This window comes from Mycoplasma anserisalpingitidis, from assembly GCF_007859615.1.
Classification (GTDB): domain Bacteria; phylum Bacillota_I; class Bacilli_A; order Mycoplasmatales; family Metamycoplasmataceae; genus Mycoplasmopsis; species Mycoplasmopsis anserisalpingitidis.
In genome coordinates, this window is the sequence record NZ_CP042295.1 from 917,434 (window position 1) to 938,906 (window position 21,473).

At 32.0% G+C, this 21,473-nt stretch carries 27 protein-coding genes and 2 rRNA genes; all 29 read left to right on the forward strand.

The genetic code is table 4. The features are described from left to right. Position 1 precedes the first annotated feature (1 nt). The 29 genes from rpsQ to FRW55_RS03940 all read left to right on the forward strand — a co-directional run bounded on the left by rpsQ (position 2) and on the right by FRW55_RS03940 (position 21,359). Positions 2-277, forward strand: coding sequence for a 30S ribosomal protein S17 (gene rpsQ / locus FRW55_RS03800; protein WP_146367692.1), 276 nt, complete (start codon positions 2-4; stop codon positions 275-277). Continuing rightward, a complete protein-coding gene (rplN, locus tag FRW55_RS03805; protein ID WP_146367693.1) occupies positions 277-642 on the forward strand; it encodes a 50S ribosomal protein L14 in 366 nt (121 codons plus the stop codon). Before rpsQ ends, rplN begins: the two co-directional genes overlap by 1 nt. 13 nt (positions 643-655) lie before the next feature. Further along, positions 656-988, forward strand: a complete 333-nt coding sequence (gene rplX, locus FRW55_RS03810) for a 50S ribosomal protein L24 (protein WP_146367694.1) — start codon at positions 656-658, stop codon at positions 986-988. Next, the gene (gene rplE / locus FRW55_RS03815) at positions 985-1,539 is read left to right on the forward strand and encodes a 50S ribosomal protein L5 (RefSeq protein WP_319000242.1); all 555 of its coding nucleotides are present in this window, start codon (positions 985-987) and stop codon (positions 1,537-1,539) included. The genes rplX and rplE overlap by 4 nt, the downstream gene beginning before the upstream one ends. Then, positions 1,539-1,724: a type Z 30S ribosomal protein S14 gene (locus FRW55_RS03820; RefSeq protein WP_006886404.1), complete on the forward strand. Its 186-nt coding sequence runs from the start codon at positions 1,539-1,541 to the stop codon at positions 1,722-1,724. The genes rplE and FRW55_RS03820 overlap by 1 nt, the downstream gene beginning before the upstream one ends. Next, positions 1,724-2,119: a 30S ribosomal protein S8 gene (gene rpsH, locus FRW55_RS03825; protein WP_146367697.1), complete on the forward strand. Its 396-nt coding sequence runs from the start codon at positions 1,724-1,726 to the stop codon at positions 2,117-2,119. The genes FRW55_RS03820 and rpsH overlap by 1 nt, the downstream gene beginning before the upstream one ends. Before the next feature lie 8 nt (positions 2,120-2,127). Further along, a complete protein-coding gene (rplF, locus tag FRW55_RS03830; RefSeq protein WP_146367698.1) occupies positions 2,128-2,667 on the forward strand; it encodes a 50S ribosomal protein L6 in 540 nt (179 codons plus the stop codon). Between the two features lie 21 nt (positions 2,668-2,688). Then, positions 2,689-3,039 carry a 50S ribosomal protein L18 gene (gene rplR / locus FRW55_RS03835; protein WP_146368794.1) on the forward strand — a complete coding sequence of 117 codons (351 nt, stop codon included), beginning with the start codon at positions 2,689-2,691 and terminating at the stop codon, positions 3,037-3,039. Next, on the forward strand, positions 3,039-3,692 hold the full coding sequence (gene rpsE / locus FRW55_RS03840; RefSeq protein ID WP_237025363.1) for a 30S ribosomal protein S5: 654 nt from the start codon (positions 3,039-3,041) through the stop codon (positions 3,690-3,692). Before rplR ends, rpsE begins: the two co-directional genes overlap by 1 nt. After that, positions 3,692-4,132, forward strand: coding sequence for a 50S ribosomal protein L15 (gene rplO, locus FRW55_RS03845; protein WP_146367701.1), 441 nt, complete (start codon positions 3,692-3,694; stop codon positions 4,130-4,132). The genes rpsE and rplO overlap by 1 nt, the downstream gene beginning before the upstream one ends. Positions 4,133-4,224: 92 nt before the next feature. Further along, positions 4,225-4,563 carry a hypothetical protein gene (locus FRW55_RS03850; RefSeq protein ID WP_146368796.1) on the forward strand — a complete coding sequence of 113 codons (339 nt, stop codon included), beginning with the start codon at positions 4,225-4,227 and terminating at the stop codon, positions 4,561-4,563. A gap of 110 nt (positions 4,564-4,673) precedes the next feature. Then, positions 4,674-6,095, forward strand: coding sequence for a preprotein translocase subunit SecY (gene secY / locus FRW55_RS03855; protein ID WP_146368797.1), 1,422 nt, complete (start codon positions 4,674-4,676; stop codon positions 6,093-6,095). Further along, positions 6,089-6,736: an adenylate kinase family protein gene (locus tag FRW55_RS03860; protein WP_146367704.1), complete on the forward strand. Its 648-nt coding sequence runs from the start codon at positions 6,089-6,091 to the stop codon at positions 6,734-6,736. The genes secY and FRW55_RS03860 overlap by 7 nt, the downstream gene beginning before the upstream one ends. Positions 6,737-6,786: 50 nt before the next feature. Continuing rightward, positions 6,787-7,527 (forward strand): type I methionyl aminopeptidase, encoded by a 741-nt coding sequence (gene map / locus FRW55_RS03865; protein WP_162848298.1) that lies wholly within the window; start codon positions 6,787-6,789, stop codon positions 7,525-7,527. Between the two features lies 1 nt (position 7,528). After that, positions 7,529-7,744 (forward strand): translation initiation factor IF-1, encoded by a 216-nt coding sequence (gene infA, locus FRW55_RS03870; RefSeq protein WP_006886394.1) that lies wholly within the window; start codon positions 7,529-7,531, stop codon positions 7,742-7,744. 14 nt (positions 7,745-7,758) lie between these two features. Beyond that, positions 7,759-7,872, forward strand: a complete 114-nt coding sequence (gene rpmJ / locus FRW55_RS03875; protein WP_006886393.1) for a 50S ribosomal protein L36 — start codon at positions 7,759-7,761, stop codon at positions 7,870-7,872. A gap of 8 nt (positions 7,873-7,880) precedes the next feature. Beyond that, positions 7,881-8,249 carry a 30S ribosomal protein S13 gene (gene rpsM / locus FRW55_RS03880; protein ID WP_146308985.1) on the forward strand — a complete coding sequence of 123 codons (369 nt, stop codon included), beginning with the start codon at positions 7,881-7,883 and terminating at the stop codon, positions 8,247-8,249. A 3-nt stretch (positions 8,250-8,252) separates the two neighbouring features. Then, entirely contained in the window at positions 8,253-8,636 is a 384-nt protein-coding gene (gene rpsK, locus FRW55_RS03885; RefSeq protein ID WP_146308984.1) for a 30S ribosomal protein S11, read from the forward strand. 38 nt (positions 8,637-8,674) lie between these two features. Then, a complete protein-coding gene (locus tag FRW55_RS03890) occupies positions 8,675-9,685 on the forward strand; it encodes a DNA-directed RNA polymerase subunit alpha (protein ID WP_146368799.1) in 1,011 nt (336 codons plus the stop codon). Beyond that, complete coding sequence (gene rplQ, locus FRW55_RS03895; protein ID WP_146308982.1) at positions 9,685-10,047, forward strand: 50S ribosomal protein L17; 363 nt, start codon at positions 9,685-9,687, stop codon at positions 10,045-10,047. Before FRW55_RS03890 ends, rplQ begins: the two co-directional genes overlap by 1 nt. An 86-nt stretch (positions 10,048-10,133) precedes the next feature. Continuing rightward, on the forward strand, positions 10,134-10,976 hold the full coding sequence (gene truB / locus FRW55_RS03900) for a tRNA pseudouridine(55) synthase TruB (RefSeq protein ID WP_146368800.1): 843 nt from the start codon (positions 10,134-10,136) through the stop codon (positions 10,974-10,976). Positions 10,977-10,999: 23 nt separating this feature from the next. After that, on the forward strand, positions 11,000-11,812 hold the full coding sequence (locus tag FRW55_RS03905) for a YcsE-related riboflavin metabolism phosphatase (protein ID WP_146368801.1): 813 nt from the start codon (positions 11,000-11,002) through the stop codon (positions 11,810-11,812). A 1-nt stretch (position 11,813) separates the two neighbouring features. Then, positions 11,814-12,668: an FAD synthase gene (locus tag FRW55_RS03910; RefSeq protein WP_146368802.1), complete on the forward strand. Its 855-nt coding sequence runs from the start codon at positions 11,814-11,816 to the stop codon at positions 12,666-12,668. Positions 12,669-12,767: 99 nt separating this feature from the next. After that, positions 12,768-13,034, forward strand: a complete 267-nt coding sequence (rpsO, locus tag FRW55_RS03915; RefSeq protein ID WP_146308978.1) for a 30S ribosomal protein S15 — start codon at positions 12,768-12,770, stop codon at positions 13,032-13,034. An 83-nt stretch (positions 13,035-13,117) separates the two neighbouring features. Beyond that, on the forward strand, positions 13,118-14,086 hold the full coding sequence (gene recA / locus FRW55_RS03920) for a recombinase RecA (protein WP_226364042.1): 969 nt from the start codon (positions 13,118-13,120) through the stop codon (positions 14,084-14,086). A 52-nt stretch (positions 14,087-14,138) separates the two neighbouring features. After that, positions 14,139-14,951 (forward strand): TIGR00282 family metallophosphoesterase, encoded by an 813-nt coding sequence (locus FRW55_RS03925; protein WP_146368803.1) that lies wholly within the window; start codon positions 14,139-14,141, stop codon positions 14,949-14,951. A gap of 133 nt (positions 14,952-15,084) precedes the next feature. Beyond that, a 16S ribosomal RNA gene (locus FRW55_RS03930) occupies positions 15,085-16,591 on the forward strand. Between the two features lie 272 nt (positions 16,592-16,863). Beyond that, positions 16,864-19,753: ribosomal RNA gene (locus FRW55_RS03935) — 23S ribosomal RNA — on the forward strand. The 16S and 23S rRNA genes sit together here, the layout of an rRNA operon. Positions 19,754-19,946: 193 nt before the next feature. Further along, on the forward strand, positions 19,947-21,359 hold the full coding sequence (locus tag FRW55_RS03940) for a hypothetical protein (protein WP_146368804.1): 1,413 nt from the start codon (positions 19,947-19,949) through the stop codon (positions 21,357-21,359). The last annotated feature ends 114 nt before the right edge of the window (positions 21,360-21,473 follow it).

Genomic DNA, 21,473 nt, shown 5'->3' on the forward strand with positions numbered 1-21,473 from the left:
TATGGAAAGAAACGCAAGAAAAACACGTGTTGGTAGAGTAGTTTCTGCAGGTAAAAACGAAAAAACAATTATTGTTGCAGTTGATACTTACAAGAAAAATACTTTATACTCAAAACGTTACAAATCTACAAAACGTTTTGCAGTTCATGATGAAAACCATGAAGCTGGATTAAATGATATTGTTGTAATCATGGAAACTAGACCACTTTCAAAAACAAAACATTTTAGATTGGTATCAATCAAAGAAAAATCACAAGCTTCACAAGGAGATAATTAATGTTAATTGAATTATCAAGAGCTAATGTTGCAGATAACTCTGGTGCAAAAGAAATTGGTGTTATCCGTATTTTAGGTGGAAGCAAAAAGAAAGTGGCAAATATTGGTGATGTTGTTGTATGTTCTGTTAAAAAAGCAATTCCTAATGGTGGAGTTAAAGCAGGACAAGTTGTAAAAGCTGTAGTTGTAAGAAGTCGTTATGGAACAAAACGTCCAAACGGTTCATATATTCGTTTTGATGATAATGCTGTTGTTTTACTTAAAGAAGATTTATCACCACGTGGAACACGTGTGTTCGGACCAGTTGCTCGTGAAATTCGTGAAAGATTCCCAAAAATCGTTTCATTAGCACCTGAAGTATTATAATAAGGAGTCATTTATGAATAAAGTTAAATTTAAAAAAGGTGATGAAGTTATTGTAATTGCTGGAAGAGAAAAAGGTAAAACAGGAAGAATTGAAAAAATCGATTCTAAAAAACAAACAGTTATTATCAAAGATTTAAATATGGTTACAAAACACAACAAACCATCACAAATGAATACAGAAGGTTCAATATCAAACATCGAAGCTCCAATCCATGTTTCAAACGTAGCATATTTAGTAAAAAAAGCTGGTAAAAATACAAACGCTCAATTTTCAAAAATTGGATTCCAAGTAAACAAAGATGGTAAAAAAGTAAGAATCGCTAAGAAAACTAAGAAGGAAATTTAATTATGAATTTAAAACAAGTTTATTTAGAGAAAGCAGTTCCTGCTTTAAGAGAAAAATACAATTACTCATCTATTATGGAAGTTCCAAGAATTGAAAAAATTGTTATCAACATGACAGCTGGTAAAGAAGTTTCAAACTCAAAAGCTATTGAAGAAGTTTTAAATGAATTAACACAAATCACAAGTCAAAAACCATTCCAAACAAGAGCTAAAAAATCTAATGCTTCTTGAAAATTACGTGAAGGTATGCCTATGGGTGGAAAAGTAACTTTACGTAGAGAAAGAATGTGAGATTTCTTAGAAAAATTAATTAATGTTGCAATGCCACGTATTCGTGATTTCCGTGGTGCAAACCCTAAAGCATTTGATGGTAGAGGAAACTTTGCTTTAGGAATTAAAGAAGAAATTATCTTCCCTGAAATTGAATTCGACAAAATCCGTCGTATCAAAGGATTAGACGTATTAATTGTAACTACTGCTAAAACAAACAAAGAAGCTAGAACATTACTAGAATTAGTTGGTGTACCATTTGAGAAAAAAGGAGATAAATAATGGCTAGAAAAGCATTAATCGAAAAAGCTAAACGTCACCCTAAATTCTCAACACGTGCATATACACGTTGTGAATTATGTGGACGTCCACACTCAGTATTAAGAAAATATAAAATTTGTCGTATCTGCTTCAGAGGCTTAGCTAATGAAGGAAAAATTCCAGGTATGAAGAAAGCGAGTTGATAATGTTTATTACAGATCCTATTTCAGATATGATCGTTCGTATCAAAAATTCTAATCAAAGAAAACACAAAACTGTTTCAATTCCTTACTCAAATAAAAAAGCAAAAATTCTAGATTTAATTTTAGCTGAAGGATACATTTCATCTTATGCAGTGGAAGGTGAAGGTGTTGAAAAATCATTAGTAGTTACATTAAAATATAAAGGTTCACAATCAGCAATCGTAGGAATTAAACGTATTTCAAAACCAGGTTTAAGAGTATACGTTAAAGCTGATGAATTACCTAAAGTATTATCAGGTTATGGAACAGCAATTATTTCAACTTCAAAAGGTATTATGACTGATAAAACAGCTAGAAAGGAAAATGTTGGGGGAGAAGTTATCGCCCACATTTGATAGGTAGTTCTATGTCTCGTGTTGGAAATAGAGTTCTTAACATTCCTGCTGGAACAACAGTTACTGTAAATGATACTTTAGTTACAGTAAGTGGAAAATTAGGAAAATTAGAAAGACAATTTAGTCCATTAATCACTGTTAAAGTTGAAAATAATCAAGTTACAACACTTCGTGCAAATGAAGAAAAACACACTAAACAATTACATGGAACAACAAATGCTCACATTTCAAATATGATCATTGGTGTTTCAAAAGGATTCCAAAAAGAATTAGCAATTAATGGGGTTGGATATAAAGCAGTGTATAAAGAAAATCAACTTCATGTTTCTGCTGGTTACTCACATGATGTTATTTTAAATGTTCCTTCTGATGTTAAAGTTGAAGTTCCTAAACCTACAATTGTTATTGTTTCAGGAATCAACAAACAATCAGTTGGTGAATTTGCAGCTAATGTTAGAGCAATTAGAAAACCTAATCCATACTCAGGAAAAGGTATTGCATATAAAGGTGAAAAAATCAGACGTAAAGAAGGGAAAACAGCTTCTAAATAATAGAAGTATAAGGTATATAATATGGCAAAATTATCAAGAAATCAAGCGAGAAAAGTTAAACATGTTCGTTTACGTCAACACATCGTTGGTTCAAGTGTTAAACCTCGTTTAAACGTTTTCAAATCTCACCAAAACTTATATGCTCAATTAATTGATGACTCTAAAGGAGTTACTTTAACAAGTGCTTCAACATTATCAAACAAAGAATATGGTGGAAATATTAAAGCTGCTAGTGAATTAGGTTCAGTAATGGGACAAAAAATCGTGAAGTTAGGAATTAAAGAAGTTGTTTTTGATCGTGGTGGTTACATTTACCATGGTCGTGTTAAAGCGTTTGCTGAAGCTGTAAGAGAAAAAGGAGTTAAATTCTAATGGAAAACCAAAAGAAAATTGAAAAAACTGTTGAAGAAACAGGAACAAAAAATGTAACTCTTAAGAAAAGAAATACAAAACCTGCTGTTAAAAACGCTGAAAATAATGAAAAACGTCAAAACAATTCAGAAAAACCAAGAAGAAACAACTTAAGAGAAAAAAAAGTTAATGATGCTTTTGCTGATTTTTCAGAAAAAGTTGTTGACATTGCTCGTGTTACAAAAGTTGTTAAAGGTGGAAGAAGATTTAGTTTCTCAGCATTTGTTGTAGTCGGAAATAAAAAAGGTCGTGTTGGATATGGACACGGAAAAGCAAATGAAGTTCCAGATGCAATTAAAAAAGCTGTTAAAGATGCTCAAAACAACCTTGTTGAAGTTCCTTTATACAATGGAACTATTCCTCATGAAACAAATGCTAAATTCTTAGCTTCAAAAGTTATTTTAAAACCAGCACCCGAAGGTAAAGGACTTATTGCTTCAGGTTCAGTTCGTGCTGTTGCTGAATTAGCTGGATACAACAACATTGTTACAAAAACATATGGATCACGTTCAAAAACAAACATCGTTAAAGCTACTGTTAAAGCTCTTAAAACTTTAAGAACACCTGAAAAAATTGCTGAAATCAGAGATAAAGATGTAAAGGAACTATTATAATGGATAGAATTAAATTACATACTCTTAAATATACAGAAGACTCAAGACCAGAAAAACACCGTAAAGGTCGTGGTCACGCTGCTGGTAAAGGTAAACAAGCGGGTAAAGGGCAATCAGGACAAAATAAACGTAAAGGTCATAGATTAGGTTTCGAAGGGGGTCAAACACCATGATTCCGTCGTATTGGAAAACGTGGATTCAACAATGTAAACCATGTTGAATACCAAGTAATTAATCTTAAAGACCTTGAAAGATGCTATGAAAACAATGATGAAGTATCAGTAGAAACTTTATTTGAAAAAGGTTTAATTAAAAGAACATTGCCTATTAAATTATTAGGTAATGGTGAATTAACTAAATCATTAACAATCAACATTCACAAAGTTTCTGAATCAGCAAGAAAAGCTGTCGAAGCTGCTGGTGGAAAAATTTTAGAATAATAAAATATAGTTGACGACATTTCGTCAACTTTTTATTTTGTTCTTTTTTAGTTCACCTAAATAAATTAACACATATTAAGGTGGAGGTTAATATGAATATATATAAATTAGAACAAATCGAAAATAAAATTAAATACATTAATGACAATTTTGAAAGCACACCTTTCAATAAAAGAGAAAAGTTAATGGATGAACTTGAAACTATGTTATTTAAATTAGTTGTTGATGAAGTAAATGTATGCAAACAATGTGGATTAAAGCAACCTAAATTTAATTATTTTAAATCTAAAAAAATGTTTGTACATAACAAATGTGGATACATTATTCCAGCGAATCAACTACTGAATAACTTTGATTTTGAGAAATGAAATCTAGAAGATTTTAGTAAAACTTTTTCAAAAATTCAAGATTGACATTGATTGATTTTTTAACAAATATAGCTTATTTTTAACTAAATATTACCGGAACATAATTGCTTTAAAAAAACACTAAATTTTATATAATTAAAATACAATTTGTATTTAATAAAAAGTGAGGATGAATGAGTTTTTTTAGAAGGAAGTCAAATAAACTTTTTGCATTATGGAATAAGATAAAAAGTAATTTTTTAAGTTTTTGAAGTACTAAAGATATAACCAAAAAAGTTCTATTCACCTTGCTTTTGTTAAGTATTTATATCATTGGTACAACTATAACAGCACCATTTGTTAAAATTAATTCTGCAAGAAATATTAATAGCGATTCATTTTTTGACACACTAAATTTAGTTGGTGGTGGTGGATTATCTAGATTCTCAATTTTTGCTTTAGGAATAAGTCCTTTTATTAATGCATCACTTATAATGATGATTCTACAGTCAAAATTATTCCCGCCTATTTACAAGTTAAGTCAAAGCGGACCACATGGAAGAAAGAAAATTAATGTTATTACCAGAGCAATAACTTTAGTAATTGCAATACCTCAAGCAATATTCTTAACTAAATCATTAACTGCTGGAGGAGCTTCAAGTGCATTTATTCAAATAGTTTCTCCAAACGGAATGAATGAAAATGTTATAGTTTTCTTTATACTTCCAATGATTTTGGTAGGTGCAACTTTATTCTGTTTATTCTTATCTGAAGAAATAACAAATAAAGGTATTGGTAACGGTACTAGTTTGATTATTTTCACTGGTATAGCAATGAGATTACCAATTCAATTCCAGTCAGCCTTTAAGGAATTATCAAATGATTTTTTAGTTAGTGGCTCATTAATTGGATTAATTAATTTTAGTTTCTATGTAATATGTTATTTCTTAGTAATTCTAATTATTTCTATTGTTTACAATAGTGAAAGACATATTCCTATTCAACAAGTTGGATCGGGTAGATCAAGAAATACTAAAGAAATGGGTAAATTACCAATTAAGTTGAATCCGGGTGGAATTATGCCTGTTATCTTTGCAATGATGGTTATTTCTTTCCCCACAATGATCGCTAATATCCTACCTAAAGATAATTATGGCGCTTGATGAATTAAACACAATTTACAATTCACTCAACCATTTGGTTTAGGATTATTGGTTGTTATAACATTTGTTTTCTCATTATTGATGGGAATCCAACAATCAAAAGTTGATAAAATAGCTGAAGATTTTGCTAAAAATTCAACATTCATTCCTGGTGTTAGACCTGGTGAAGAAACACAAGATTACTTAATTGGTGTTGTATTTAGATTGAGTTTGTTTAGTGCTTTCTATCTTGTTATTTTAGCAAGTATGCAACATGTACAAGTTATTTTAGGTATTTTACCTGCTCAAATTGCTTTCGGTGGAACTGGTTTAATGATTTTAGTTTCCGTAGCCATTGAAACAATAACTCAATTAAAAGCAAGAAATAAAACTGTTAAGCTTGCCAAAGCTAAAAGAGTTACTAAAGCTAACTTTAACTCTAAAAATGTAAATGGAGATGGTTTATTATGATAAAACAAAATTGTAATTTAATTTTTTTAGGAGCTCCTGGTGTTGGAAAAGGAACAGTAGCTTCAATTATCGCTAATTTAACAGATTTAGAACATGTTTCTACAGGCAATATATTTAGAAACGAAATAAAGAACAAAACTGAATTAGGATTAAAAGTTCAAGAAATTGTTACAACTGGTGGTTATGTTCCTGACGAAATAACAAACAGAATTGTTAAAAATAAAATAGATGAAACAATTAAAACAAATACAAAAATAATTCTTGATGGTTTTCCAAGAACAATTGATCAAGCAAAATTTTTAGAAACAATCGAAAACTTTGATTATAAAGTGGTTGAATTGTATGCTCCAGAATCAGTTATTTTAGAAAGATTATCTGGAAGAAGAACTTGTTCAAAGTGTTCAACTGGGTATCATGTTAAATTTAAACCAAGTTCAAAGGGTGATAAATGTGAAAATTGTGGCGGTGATTTAGAACAACGTAAAGACGATCAACCTAGTTCAATTATCAAAAGATTAGAAATTTACAATGAACAAACAAACCCATTAATTGATTATTTTAAAAATGCAAACAGATTGATTGTGGTAGAAGCTATTGACGCTCCAGAAAATGTTGCAGATAGTGTTTTGAAAAAAATTAAATAGTAATACAATTTAAAACATAATAATTAACATATTTAGGATTTATTATTTCTTTGATAAAAGATAAAAACGCAATAGATAAAATTACCAAATCATGTAAAATCTTGGCAGAAGTCAAACAAATTGTTTGAGATTTCGTAAGACCAGGGGTTTCTTTAAAAGAAATTGATCAATTAGCTTTTAAAGAAATAATAAAGAGAGGTGCCGTTCCGGCATTTAAAGGATTATACGGCTTTCCTGCAACTGCTTGTATATCCGTAAATGATGAATTGATCCATGGTATTCCTTCTGACTATATAGTTAAAGATGGAGACCTAGTTAGCGTTGATTTGGGTTGTATCTGACAAGGTTACAACAGCGATAGTGCTTTTACAAAAGGTGTAGGAGAAATTAGTGAAACTGATAAAAAGCTAATTTTAGTTGCAAAACAATCTTTTGAAGCAGGTCTTAACGCTATAAAACCTGGAGCAAGAGTAGGTGATATTTCAGCTGCTATTTGAGAGGTTATTAAGAAAAATAATTTTTTCACACCTGATGAATTTTGTGGTCATGGAATTGGGTTTCAACTTCATGAGGAACCGAATGTTCCTAATAGAGGTAAGAAAAATACTGGTCCATTATTAAAGGATGGGATGGTTATTTGTATCGAACCTATGATTACTCAAACTAAAAAGATCAAAATTCTAAAAGATGGATGAACAGTCGTTTCAACTGATGGTTCTAATACAGCACATTATGAACATACTGTTTTGATTAAAAATGGAAAAGGTGTAGTTTTAACGAAAGGAATCTAAATTGGCAAAAGACGCAATAAAGATGACTGGAGTGGTTAAAACTGTTTATTCTACTGATTCATATGAAGTAGAATTAGAAAACGGCATGACTATGAAAGTTTATATTTCGGGTAAAATGAGAGTTAATCACATAAGAATTTTACCTGGTGATAAAGTAGATGTTGATATTAGTCCATATGATTTAACTCAAGGACGTATCGTTTACAGACACAAATAATTAAAGGAGCTAAAATGAAAGTTAGAGCTAGTGTTAAAAGAATGTGTAAAGATTGCAAAATTATTAAACGTAAAGGTGTTATTAGAGTAATTTGTGAATTACCTAAACACAAACAAAGACAAGGATAGGAGATAAGATGGCCAGAATTTTAAACGTTGAAATTCCTAATGACAAACGTGTTGTTGTGTCATTAACATATATTTATGGTATCGGACCAAGCTTAGCTAAAAAGATTTGTGCTGAAGCAGGAATAAGTGAAGATGCTCGTGTAAAGAGCTTATCAGAAGATGAATTATCAAAAATTCGTGAAGCAGCTAAACACTATACAACAGAAGGTGATTTACGTAGAGAAGTTAACTTAAATATTAAACGTTTAATGGAAATTAAATGTTACCGTGGAATTAGACACCGTAAAGGATTACCTGTACGTGGACAATCAACTAAAAAGAATGCTCGCACACGTAAAGGACCTAGAAAAACAGTTGCTGGAAAGAAAGGTAAATAATATATGGCTCGTAAAACTAAGAAAAAGAATATTACAACAGGTATTGCACATATTCATTCAACCAACCAAAACACAATTGTTACATTTTCAGATGAACAAGGTAATGTTATAGCATGATCATCAGCTGGTGCTATTGGTTACAAAGGTACAAAGAAAAAAACACCTTATGCTGCAGGTTTAGCAGCTCAAGCAGCAGCTGAAGCAGCTAAAGAACACGGTATTAAATCTGTTAAAGTTGAACTTAAAGGTCTTGGAGCTGGAAAAGATGCTGCAAGAAAACAAATCGAAGTTTCAGGTATCACAGTTACAGAAATTAAGGATGTTACACCTGTTCCTCACAATGGAACAAGACCTCCTAAGCGTATTCTAAAACGTGCTAAGAAATAAAAGTACTATTATTAATGATAAGAAAGTAGGTATCTTAAATGGAAAAGATGAAAAGATTAGATTATCTTAAAGTTCCTTCATTAAACAAAGTAAGTGATTTTGAAACCACATTCAGTTTACAACCATTAGAAAGAGGATTTGGAAATACACTTGGTGTTGCTTTAAGAAGAGTTTTATTATCGAATATAACTTCTTTAGCTCCATTCTGCATTAAAATCGAAGGTGTTAATCATGAATTTCAAGGAATTCCTGGTGTGGTTGAAGATGTTCCATCACTAATCATGAATTTAAGAGAAGTAAGATTCAAATATGATTCTGAATTAGTTAATGATGATGAAATCATCAAGGTTGAACTTAAAGCGGATGAAGTTGGTGAAATTACATCAAGATATTTAACAGTTGTTGACAATCCAAATGTTGAAATCATCGACCACAACATTCACATTGCTGATGTTAGTGCGGCTAACTCATTAAAAATTGAAATGTTCATAAGACCAGGTCGTGGATTTTTATCAAGTGAAGAAAACAAATTAATTGTTAATAAACTTGAAGGTGAATTAGCAGCTAATTCAAAAATTAAAAAAGGTAAGTTTATTGCTGTTGATTCAAAATTCTCTCCAATCAAACTTGTTAACTACAAGGTTGAAGAATTAAACTCATCTAGCGCTAAAGTTGAAGAAAGACTAGATTTTACATTAATTACTGATGGAACAGTTAAAGCTGAACAAGCTATTAAACAAGCTTCAGAAATTTTAATTGCACACTTTATGGTTATAGGAAACACTGATGAAATGAAAGTTGATGTTTTCGCAGATGAAGTTGAAGAGGAACCACAAGAAAATGAAGCAGATCTTGATATCAACCAATTAAATCTTTCTGTACGTTCATTAAATGCATTGAGAAGAATAAATAAAACAAAAGTTTCAGACATTATCGAAATGACATATGATGAGCTTGAACAAACAAAGAACTTAGGTAAAAAATCATTAGAAGAAATAGTACAAAAACTTCAAGAGTTTGGATTTACACTTAAAAAAAGAGATGAATAATGGCTAACCCAAAACAAATTTACTCACGTGATACTAAATGAAGAAATGGAGTTATGCGTTCGTTAACAAGTGAATTATTTGTTAATGGAAGAATAACAACAACTTTAACAAGAGCAAAAGAATTACGTAAACACGCTGAAAGAATGATTCAAAAAGCTAAAAATCCAACTTTAGCAAATCGTCGTGCTGTTGCTGCTTATTTACGCCCAATTAAAACAAAAGAAAACGTTGAAGTACTTACACATTTATTTTCAAATATTGCACCAAAATACCAAGAAAGAAATGGTGGATACACAAGAATTATTAAATTACCTGCACGTTTAGGTGATAATACACGTATGGCAATCATCGAATTAGTTTAATTAATAATAAAACATAAACTTAATAGAAATGCAAACCACCAATTTGGTGGTTTTTATTTATAATATAACTATATAAAAAGGAGAATATGTTTTATTTAATACATAAAAAAACTGGAATTAGTTCATTTGAAGCAATAAGCAAATTTAGAAAAGAAAATAAAATTAAAAAAATAGGACACAGCGGAACTCTTGACCCTCTAGCTGAAGGGCTGTTGCTTGTAGCAACTGATGAGGACACAAAATTATTAGAGTATATCTCGAATAAAACCAAAGAATATGTAGTTGAAGGTGTTTTTGGATATGAAACTGATACATATGACATTTTAGGTAAGGTTATAAATAATACAGACAATAAAGTCACTGAAGAAGTTTTAAGCAAAAAACTTGAAGAATTAAGCAAAACAATAAGTCAAGTACCGCCAAAATTTTCTGCAAAAAAAATTAATGGAGTAAGAGCATATGAACTTGCTAGAAAAGATATAGATTTTGAAGTAAAAGAACAGAAAATTAAAATATTTGACTATAAATTATTGAGTTTTGACTTTGCAAAACAAACTTATAGAATTTATTTTAGGGTTTCTGAAGGGTGTTATATTAGAAGTTTAGTTAATGATTTAGGTCTTCTTTGCAACAATTATTCAACAATGACAAAATTAGAAAGAAATGGTATTGGTGTTCTGGATATAAGTAGGTTGAGTGGTAAGGAATTTGTCGAAATAAATTACAAAGATATCTTAAACTTACCAATATTTATATACAATCAAAAGCAAAGAGAATATTTGAAAAATGGTAATAAATTAACTAATATAAATAATAAAAATGATGAAGTAGTTTTATTAATCAATGGAGATACTAATGAAATTGGAGGGGTTGCAAAAATTTTTAACAATGAGCTTATTGTTAAAAAGATTTTTCCTAATAAGATATAATTTATTTTCTAAAGTGAGGTATTATGAAAAATCTTAAAAATATTATAAAATGTGCTGCATTTGATATTGATGGTACAATTCTCCCAAATGGAAATACAAAATTCAGTCAAAAAACTATTGACGCATTTTCGCTTTTAAGAAAAAATGGGATTGTGTCAATACTAGCGACCGCTAGAGAATTTTCAACAATTTGCGATTTTTTAGAGCAATTGAAACCAGACTATTTTATTGGAGCTAACGGTTCATTCATACTTGATTGTAATAAAAATGAAATTATTTATGAAGTTGGTTTAAACTTAAATGAAGTAAAAATGCTTTATGATGAATTTTATAATGATAATTTTAATTTCATAATAACAGATGTAAATAAATCATATTATTCTAAAAATACTAATTTATACACTTGATTCATTAGACCCAATATAAGTAAATATGAGGAATTAGATTTTAACAAAATAATTGATAAAAGAATTTACGTAATCACTTTAAGTGGAGAAAATATTTCAAATAAAGTCGATTTGATTAATGATTTTATAAATAAAAATAATTTAAATATGGAAATAAATTCTACTTGAAGTAGAGGTATATTCATAGGTCCTAAAAAAACAACAAAAAGTTCAACTTTAGAATTATTAACAAAAAAAATTGGTTATTCAAATGATAATTTAATTGCTTTTGGTGATTCATCTAACGATTTTGAAATGATTCGTGATGCTGTTTATGGTGTTGCTATGGAAAGAGCGAACTGAAGAATTAAAAGTGTTGCCGATGATGTTGCTCTTGATTGCGAATATGACGGAGCATATTTAAAACTTAAAGAGCTAAAGTTGATATAAAATGAAACCACTAGAGATTTATGAATTAGATAGCTGAAAACCCTCAGAAAATATAATATATGTAATCGGTGCATTCGAATCATTTCATTTGGGACATTATCAATTATTGAAAAAAGCAGTTGAAATTAAAAAAAATGAACAAATTGTTTTGGTTTATTTCAAGAATGAAACAACAATGTTCAAAATGAAAGATGGATTATTTTGTGATAATGATGCAAAAAGATATATCTTCAGCACATTTAATGAAATTGATAAAGCAATAGAATTAGATTTTAGTAAAATTTCACTTCTTGAAGGTGATGTATTTATAGAAAGATTAACAAATAATAAAAATAATTGTTCAATTATTTGTGGGAAAGACTTTAAATTTGGAAAGTCTGCTAAATGAGATACATCAAAACTAAAAAATAGCTTTAAAAATATGAATGTAATTGATTTGGATTTATTAAAATATAAAGATATAAAAATCGGAACTAAAAACCTAAAAGAATTATTGAATTTTGGGCAAATTAAGTTTTTGAATTCTTTATTAACGCGAGAGTACTTATTGGCATGCAAAATTAAATCTAATCTTGAATTATCAATAAATAATGATATTGTTGAAATTCATTCGGGAGTTTATGCAGCAGCACTGATTGTAAACAAAATTAAATATTACTGCGTCTTACATATAAGTTTGAAGAATAATTTTCATTTTAAGCTTATTGATATAAAAGCATTTGAAATTGAAAATGTACCTGCTAAATTAATTATATATTCTGAAATTAGATTAATAACTAACTCACAAAATGATAAACTAACAAACGAAGATGTACTAGAAGCAAAAAATTTTATTATTAATGATAATAGTATATAATTTATAAGCATTTTCTTAATTGCAAATTTTTATACTAGGTGATAAATAAGTTTAACGCTTGGATAAAACATAATTTAAAAAAATAGGAGACAAAAAATTATGATTTCTAATGAAACAAAATTAGGATTAGTTAAGAAATACGGAAAAAACGCAAAAGACACAGGAAATACTTTTGTTCAAATTGCTATTTTAACCGAAGATATTGAATCATTAAAACCACATTTCTTAAAAAATCCAAAAGACAAACACTCACGTCGTGGATTTATGGCTAAAATTAACAAACGTCGTGTATTACTTGATCACTTAAAATCAAAAGATTTAGAAGAATACAACAGATGTATTAAAGAACTTAATTTACGTAAATAATAAAAGCCGAAAGGCTTTTTTATTCTTTTTGTTCATTTTTTGTTCACTTCTAAATAAACATTCATATTATTATGGAGGTTTATATGAGCGATAAGAAAAAAATTATTGACGAAGCTATTTTAGAAATTAGCAAAAAATTTGGAAATGAATCAATTATGTATTTAGGGGATGTCCCTCATGCAGATGTTGATACTTTTTCAAGTGGAAGCTTTAAATTAAATGACATTTTAGGAATAGGTGGTTGACCAAAAGGTAGAATTATTGAAATTTATGGCCCTGAGAGTTCTGGAAAAACAACTTTATGTCTACATGCAGTTGCAGAAATACAAAAAAAAGGTGGAATAGCAGCATTCATTGATGCAGAGCATTCGATCGATCCGGTATACGCCGGAAAAATTGGGGTTGATGTTGAAAAATTATTAATAAGTCAACCAGATTCAGGCGAACAAGCACTAGAAATTGTAGATATGTTATCTAAATCAGGAAATATTGATTTAATAGTTGTTGATTCAGTAGCAGCATTAGTACCAGAATCTGAGTTAAATGGAGATATGAGAGAACAACAAATCGGTTCTCAAGCAAGATTAATGTCTAAAGCATTAAGGAAAATAACTTCTGTGTCTAATAAAAATAAAACTACAATTATTTTTATTAATCAGATAAGAGAAAAAGTTGGTGTTTGTTATGGCAACCCAGAAACAACAACAGGTGGTAGAGCATTAAAATTTTATGCCTCAATAAGGTTAGAAGTAAGAAAAGGTCAACCTATAGTTGATGGTAAAGATACCATCGGCAATGAATTGAAAATAAAAGTGGTAAAAAATAAATTAGCAGCACCATACAAAAAAATGGATACAGAATTAATTTTTTCATGTGGTATTGACAGAATTGGTGAAATAATAGATGAAGCTGTTGAAAAAAATGTTTTAGTAAAAAAAGGTTCATGATACTCCTATGAAGGTAAAAATTTAGCTCAAGGAAAAAAGACTATGAGAGATGTGTTATCTTCTGATCAAGTTTTACTAAATGAAATAGAAAATAAAATACTTTAAATAAATATATATAATTTAATAAATATTAATTCATTTTGTAGAAAACGGTAAAATGACTAATCAAAGACTTAAATTATTATTTATTGGTGATATATTTGGAGAACCAGGTGTTGAGTTTGTTGAAGAATTACTTCCGATAATAAGAAAAGAATATAACATAGATTTTGTTATTGGACAAGCAGAAAATGTATCTGGAAGAAAAGGATTTGTTAAAGAAGATTATGAAAGGTTAAAATCATCTGGAGTAGATGCCTTTACTTTAGGTAATCATGTTTGAGCAAAAAAAGAAATTCTTGAAATAATTCATAACGAAGATGTGATTAGGCCAGCCAACATTAATCCTCAATATGCTGGCGAAGGAACGAGAATTTTTAATATCAAAGGAATGTCTTTAAGAGTAACTCAGTTAATGGGAATAACTTTTAATAAATTATCTCCTCCATGAAATGAAGAATATGCAGACAATTTTTTTGATTGCATAGATAATATTATTAAATTTAAAGAGAAAAGTGATTTCCACTTTATTGATTTTCATGCTGAAACAACAAGTGAAAAAAATGTATTAGGATTATATGTTGATGGCAAAGTTGATGCGATTTGTGGCACACACACGCATGTACAAACAAATGATGATAAAAAATTACCTAATCATACTTTATATATAACAGATGTAGGGATGACTGGGCCAGCCAACTCAGCTATTGGCGCGGATTTTGAATCAGTATATGAGAAAATGAGATTTGACAGACCATCAAAATTTGAAGTTTCTAAAAATAAGCAACAATTTAATGCCGTCATTTTAGAACTTAATAATATAAATAAGGAAAATAACAAAATTACTAAATTAAATATAGCTAAAAATTAATTTAATAAATTTGTTATTTTTTTTTTTTTTTTTTCTTTGGTTTAAAAAAATCTTTGCTATAATTCTTTAGACACACGACAAATAATGTGTTAAAAGTTCTTTGAAAACTAGATATACAAACATGACAGTCAATTTTTTCGAGAGTTTGATCCTGGCTCAGGATGAACGCTGGCTGTGTGCCTAATACATGCATGTCGAGCGGAGTTCTTCGGAACTTAGCGGCGAATGGGTGAGTAACACGTACTTAACATGCCCTCTAGATTGGAATAACGATTAGAAATGATCGCTAATGCCGGATACTTATATCTTTCGCATGAAGGATATATAAAAGGAGCGTTTGCTTCGCTAGAGGATTGGGGTGCGTAACATTAGCTAGTTGGTAGGGTAATGGCCTACCAAGGCTATGATGTTTAGCGGGGTTGAGAGACTGATCCGCCACACTGGGACTGAGATACGGCCCAGACTCCTACGGGAGGCAGTAGTAGGGAATTTTCCACAATGGACGAAAGTCTGATGGAGCGACACAGCGTGCAGGATGACGGCCTTCGGGTTGTAAACTGCTGTTATAAGGGAAGAAAAAATAAAGTAGGAAATGACTTTATCTTGACGGTACCTTGTCAGAAAGCAACGGCTAACTATGTGCCAGCAGCCGCGGTAATACATAGGTTGCAAGCGTTATCCGGAATTATTGGGCGTAAAGCGTCTGTAGGTTGTTTGTTAAGTCTGACGTGAAAACTTGGGGCTCAACCCCAAATTGCGTTGGATACTGGCAAACTAGAGTTATGAAGAGGTTAGCGGAATTCCTTGTGAAGCGGTGAAATGCGTAGATATAAGGAAGAACACCAACTTGGCGAAGGCAGCTAACTGGGCATACACTGACACTGAGAGACGAAAGCGTGGGGAGCAAACAGGATTAGATACCCTGGTAGTCCACGCTGTAAACGATGATGATTAGCTGATGGGGAACTCATCGGCACAGCTAACGCATTAAATCATCCGCCTGAGTAGTATGCTCGCAAGAGTGAAACTTAAAGGAATTGACGGGGATCCGCACAAGCGGTGGAGCATGTGGTTTAATTTGAAGATACGCGTAGAACCTTACCCACTCTTGACATCTTCCGCAAAGCTATAGAGATATAGTGGAGGCTAACGGAATGACAGATGGTGCATGGTTGTCGTCAGCTCGTGTCGTGAGATGTTCGGTTAAGTCCTGCAACGAGCGCAACCCTTGTCCTTAGTTAAATGTTCTAAGGAGACTGCCCGAGTAATTGGGAGGAAGGTGGGGACGACGTCAAATCATCATGCCTCTTACGAGGGGGGCAACACACGTGCTACAATGGACGGTACAAAGAGACGCAATACGGCGACGTGGAGCAAATCTCAAAAAACCGTTCTCAGTTCGGATTGTAGTCTGCAACTCGACTACATGAAGTCGGAATCGCTAGTAATCGTAGATCAGCTACGCTACGGTGAATACGTTCTCGGGTCTTGTACACACCGCCCGTCACACCATGGGAGCTGGTAATGCCCGAAGTCGGTTTTGTTAACTACGGAGACAACTGCCTAAGGCAGGACTGGTGACTGGGGTGAAGTCGTAACAAGGTATCCCTACGAGAACGTGGGGATGGATTACCTCCTTTCTACGGAGTACACCTTAGTACAACAAGTACTGATAACAATGACTAAATAATTTTTAATGTCATGTGCTAATGTTTTAGTCCACTAGTGTATATCTAGTTTTGAGGGAACTTTCTCTCATGATCTTTGAAAACTGAATAGTTATACATTTTTAATATAACAACGACATCATTAAACAAAATAAAGATTATGTCTTATTTGTTTTGATACCGAGTTAATAAATTTAATTTATTAAAATGTCTTAAAATACATCAACAATAGGTAAATATTGTACTTTTAAATAAGTAAGAGTTTATGGTGGATGCCTTGGGTCTGGAAGTCGATGAAGGACGTGATAACCTGCGATAAGCCTCGTGGAGCTGGAAATGCGCTATGAAACGGGGATTTCCGAATGGGGAAACCTAACTAGAGTAAAGTCTAGTTGCTTTCTAATGAATAAAATAGTTAGATAGACGAGACACGTTGTGAACTGAAACATCTTAGTAGCAACAGGAAGAGAAAATAAATAATGATTCTATTAGTAGCGGCGAGCGAAAATGGAAGAGCCCAAACCAACACATGTTGGGGTTGTAGGACAGCCTTTTTAAGTTACAAAATTGTAGTATAGCAGAAAAACTTGGAAAAGTTTAGCATAGAAGGTGAAACTCCTGTATGCGAAATATTACAATCTTATGGCTGTATCCTGAGTAGGGCGGGGCACGTGAAACCCTGTCTGAATCTGCCGGGACCATCCGGTAAGGCTAAATACTAACCAGACACCGATAGTGAACTAGTACCGTGAGGGAAAGGTGAAAAGAACCCCGGGAGGGGAGTGAAATAGATTCTGAAACCATTTACTTACAATTAGTCAGAGCCCGTTAACGGGTGATGGCGTACATCTTGCAGTATGGACCGGCGAGTTATGTTAACATGCGAGGTTAAGTGGAAAAAAGCGGAGCCGTAGAGAAATCGAGTCTTAATAGGGCGTTTAGTATGTTGATATATACCCGAAACCATGTGATCTATTCATGAGCAGGTTGAAGCTTGGCTAATCCCAAGTGGAGGACCGAACCGTAGTACGCTGAAAAGTGCCCGGATGACTTGTGAATAGTGGAGAAATTCCAATCGAACTTGGAGATAGCTGGTTCTCCTCGAAATAGCTTTAGGGCTAGCGTGTGATGTTAAATCTTGGTGGTAGAGCACTGAATATGGAATGGCCGCGCCTAGCGGTACTGACTATAATCAAACTCCGAATACCATTATGTATTATCATGCAGTCGGAACCGGGGTGCTAACGTCCCGGCTCGCGAGGGAAACAACCCAGATCGTCAGCTAAGGTCCCAAAATCGTGTTAAGTGAGAAAGGTTGTGAGATTTCATAAACAACTAGGAAGTTGGCTTAGAAGCAGCCATCTTTTAAAGAGTGCGTAATAGCTCACTAGTCAAGAGATCTTGCGCCAATAATTTAACGGGACTAAAACACGATACCGAAGCTACGGGTACATTTGTACGTTAGAGGAGCGTTCTTATCAGCATTGAAGCATGACCGTGAGGACATGTGGAGCGTTAAGAAGTGAGAATGCCGGTATGAGTAACGATTCGTGGTGAGAATCCACGACGCCTATTGGGGAAGGTTTCCTGGGCAAGGTTCGTCCACCCAGGGTTAGTCAGGACCTAAGGAGAGGCTGAAAAGCGTATTCGATGGACAACAGGTTAATATTCCTGTACTGAGAGTAGTGTGATGGAGTGACGGAGAAGGATAGCAGTACCCATTATCGGATTTGGGGGTAAGCAATAACTGGTCAGTGTAGTTAAATGCGCACTGTATAACCGGGAGTTGTGATGCATAGTGAACGGCAACAAGTAACGAATTCTGTGATTTCATGCTTCCAAGAAAAGCTTCTAAACTTTAAACTACTTATCACCTGTACCGAGAACGGACACACGTCCCCGAGATGAGTATTCTAAGGCGAGCGAGAAAACCAATGTTAAGGAACTCTGCAAATTGACCCCGTAAGTTCGCGAGAAGGGGCGCCCATGTAAATGGGCCACAGTAAATTTTGAGGGGCAACTGTTTATCAAAAACACAGCTCTCTGCTAAACCGCAAGGTGATGTATAGGGGGTGAAGCCTGCCCAGTGCCCGAAGGTTAAGCGGATGCGTTAGCTTTATGCGAAGCGTTGAAGTGAAGCCCGGGTGAACGGCGGCCGTAACTATAACGGTCCTAAGGTAGCGAAATTCCTTGTCGGCTAAATACTGACCTGCACGAAAGGCGCAATGATCTCTCAACTGTCTCAACATTGGACTCGGTGAAATTATGGTCCCAGTGAAAACGCTGGGTACCCGCATCAAGACGAAAAGACCCCATGGAGCTTTACTACAACTTCGTATTGGAACTTGGCCTAACATGTGTAGGATAGGTGGGAGACTGTGATGTTAGGGCGCTAGCCCTAATGGAGTCGCCGTTGAAATACCACCCTTGGTATGTTGAGTTTCTAACTTGCCGCCGTTATCCGGTGGGAGGACAGTGCGTGGTGGGTAGTTTGACTGGGGCGGTCGCCTCCTAAAAGGTAACGGAGGCGTTCAAAGGTACACTCAATACGGTCAGAAACCGTATGCAGAGCGCAAAGGTAGAAGTGTGCTTGACTGCGAGACCTACAAGTCGAGCAGGTGCGAAAGCAGGACTTAGTGATCCGGCTGTACGTCATGGAACGGCAGTCGCTCAACGGATAAAAGTTACCCTGGGGATAACAGGCTTATCTTGCCCAAGAGATCACATCGACGGCAAGGTTTGGCACCTCGATGTCGGCTCATCGCATCCTGGAGCTGGAGTCGGTTCCAAGGGTTTGGCTGTTCGCCAATTAAAGCGGTACGCGAGCTGGGTTCAGAACGTCGTGAGACAGTTCGGTCCCTATCTGATGTGGGCGTTGGAATATTGATGAGAGCTGCTCTTAGTACGAGAGGACCGGAGTGGACACACCACTGGTGTTCCTATTGTTTCGCCAGAAGCATAGCAGGGTAGCCAAGTGTGGAAAGGATAACCGCTGAAAGCATCTAAGTGGGAAGCCTCCTCAGAGATAAGTATTCCCTTGAAATTCCTTGTAGACGACGAGGTTGATAGGATGGAAGTGTAAGTGTAGCAATACATTCAGCTGACCATTACTAATAAATTGATAGGTTTAAAAGTGGATGAATTTATAGACTTTTTAATAAATTATCAACAACTATTCAGTTTTCAAAGATTTCGTCCGTCATGGACTTTTTTTTATTTTATAAATTTAACAAAGGAGATTAAAATTAACAAAGTAAATGACAAGACTTTTAATAACTTTTTAAATACTAGTTCTATATTATTAGATGATAAAGATTACACAAAATTTTTGAAATATTTTGCTAGTGTTCTTAAAAATATAGAAGTTCCTAGATTTGAAAAGAATTATTTAGTATTAAAAGAAAAACAACACCTTTATAAAAATGAAGGTTTTGTATATGAAAAAATCGAATTTAAGATAAATAAAGAAATAGATGATCTGATTGAGATATTTGACAATTTATTGTTAGAAATGAATTTTAATTCAACAATTCCAAAAGAATTACACAAAAAATATCAAATAAATATTATTTATAAATATAAAAATACAATACTTAAAAAAGTTTATTTAACAATCGATAATATAAAGAATCATAATCAAAACAATTTCTCAAATTTTACAAATCCTAGAAACGAAGATTATTCAACAATTTATACAACTAAACGTAAATGATATTTATATAGTGAACCATATATTAAAAGTTCTAAATTTATTATTAATCGTTCAAACAAACCTCATATTGATTTTTATGATATTATTGAAAAATTATATTCATGATTTATCGAACTAGTAGAAGATAAAATAATAGAATTTAATCCAGAAACATTTATAAAAGATTTTAATAATTTTAAATCAAGGAATAGTAGATTAAAATATTCATCTGATTTGTGAGATGAATACAGCCCAAACACAAAGAAAAAAGATGAAATTTATAGTGAACTAGTTCATTATGGACTTTGAAATGCATTTTTAAATTTTATAAATGCAATTTTAATCAATAATAAAGACAAAATATTTTTTAACTATAATGAATTAATTGTTAAAAATTACTTTATAAAAAACAATAATGTTTCATTAAAAAGAGATATTGATATTACTGACGGCGATATAATTGACCTACACTGAAACAATTTTATTGAATTTTGTGAAGAAAAATGTGATTTTAGAATTCCTGATTTTGCTATAGGTAATTTAGATGATGATGAAGATGATTCGCTCATTAGATATTTATTGCTACAATATAATTTATTAACAAGATATAGAATTTTAAATAATGAATATTTAAATGATAAAACTACATTAATTGACACTCTAACTATATTAAATAAAATTCATGATTCTGGGAATTTAGATATTTTTATAAATAAAATAGAAGAAATAAAAATTGAATTAAGTAAGATTATTTCTAATTCAATTTCAATTGATGAAGACAAAGAAGAAAAATTAAATAAATATATTATTTCGAAAATAATTGACAAAATTGAATTGAATAGTGTTTATATTACAGATATCATTCAATTAATAATAAATAATAATATAGATAATAATTATATAAATAGTATTGAAAAATACCGAAATAATGAAATATTTAATTTTTTATTTAATTCTTATAAACCAAAAAAATCAGATTCATTAAGTAAAAATATAAGCTATAGTAGAATAGTAAGAGACATACATAATAAAATTAAAAAAATTAATTAATAATTTTATTTTTGTGCTATACTTTCATAGCTAACAAATTAGCAACAAAAAAATTTATAAAAAACATAAAAAAATAATTGATTAAAAATTTTTTTATGTTATAATTGTTTCACA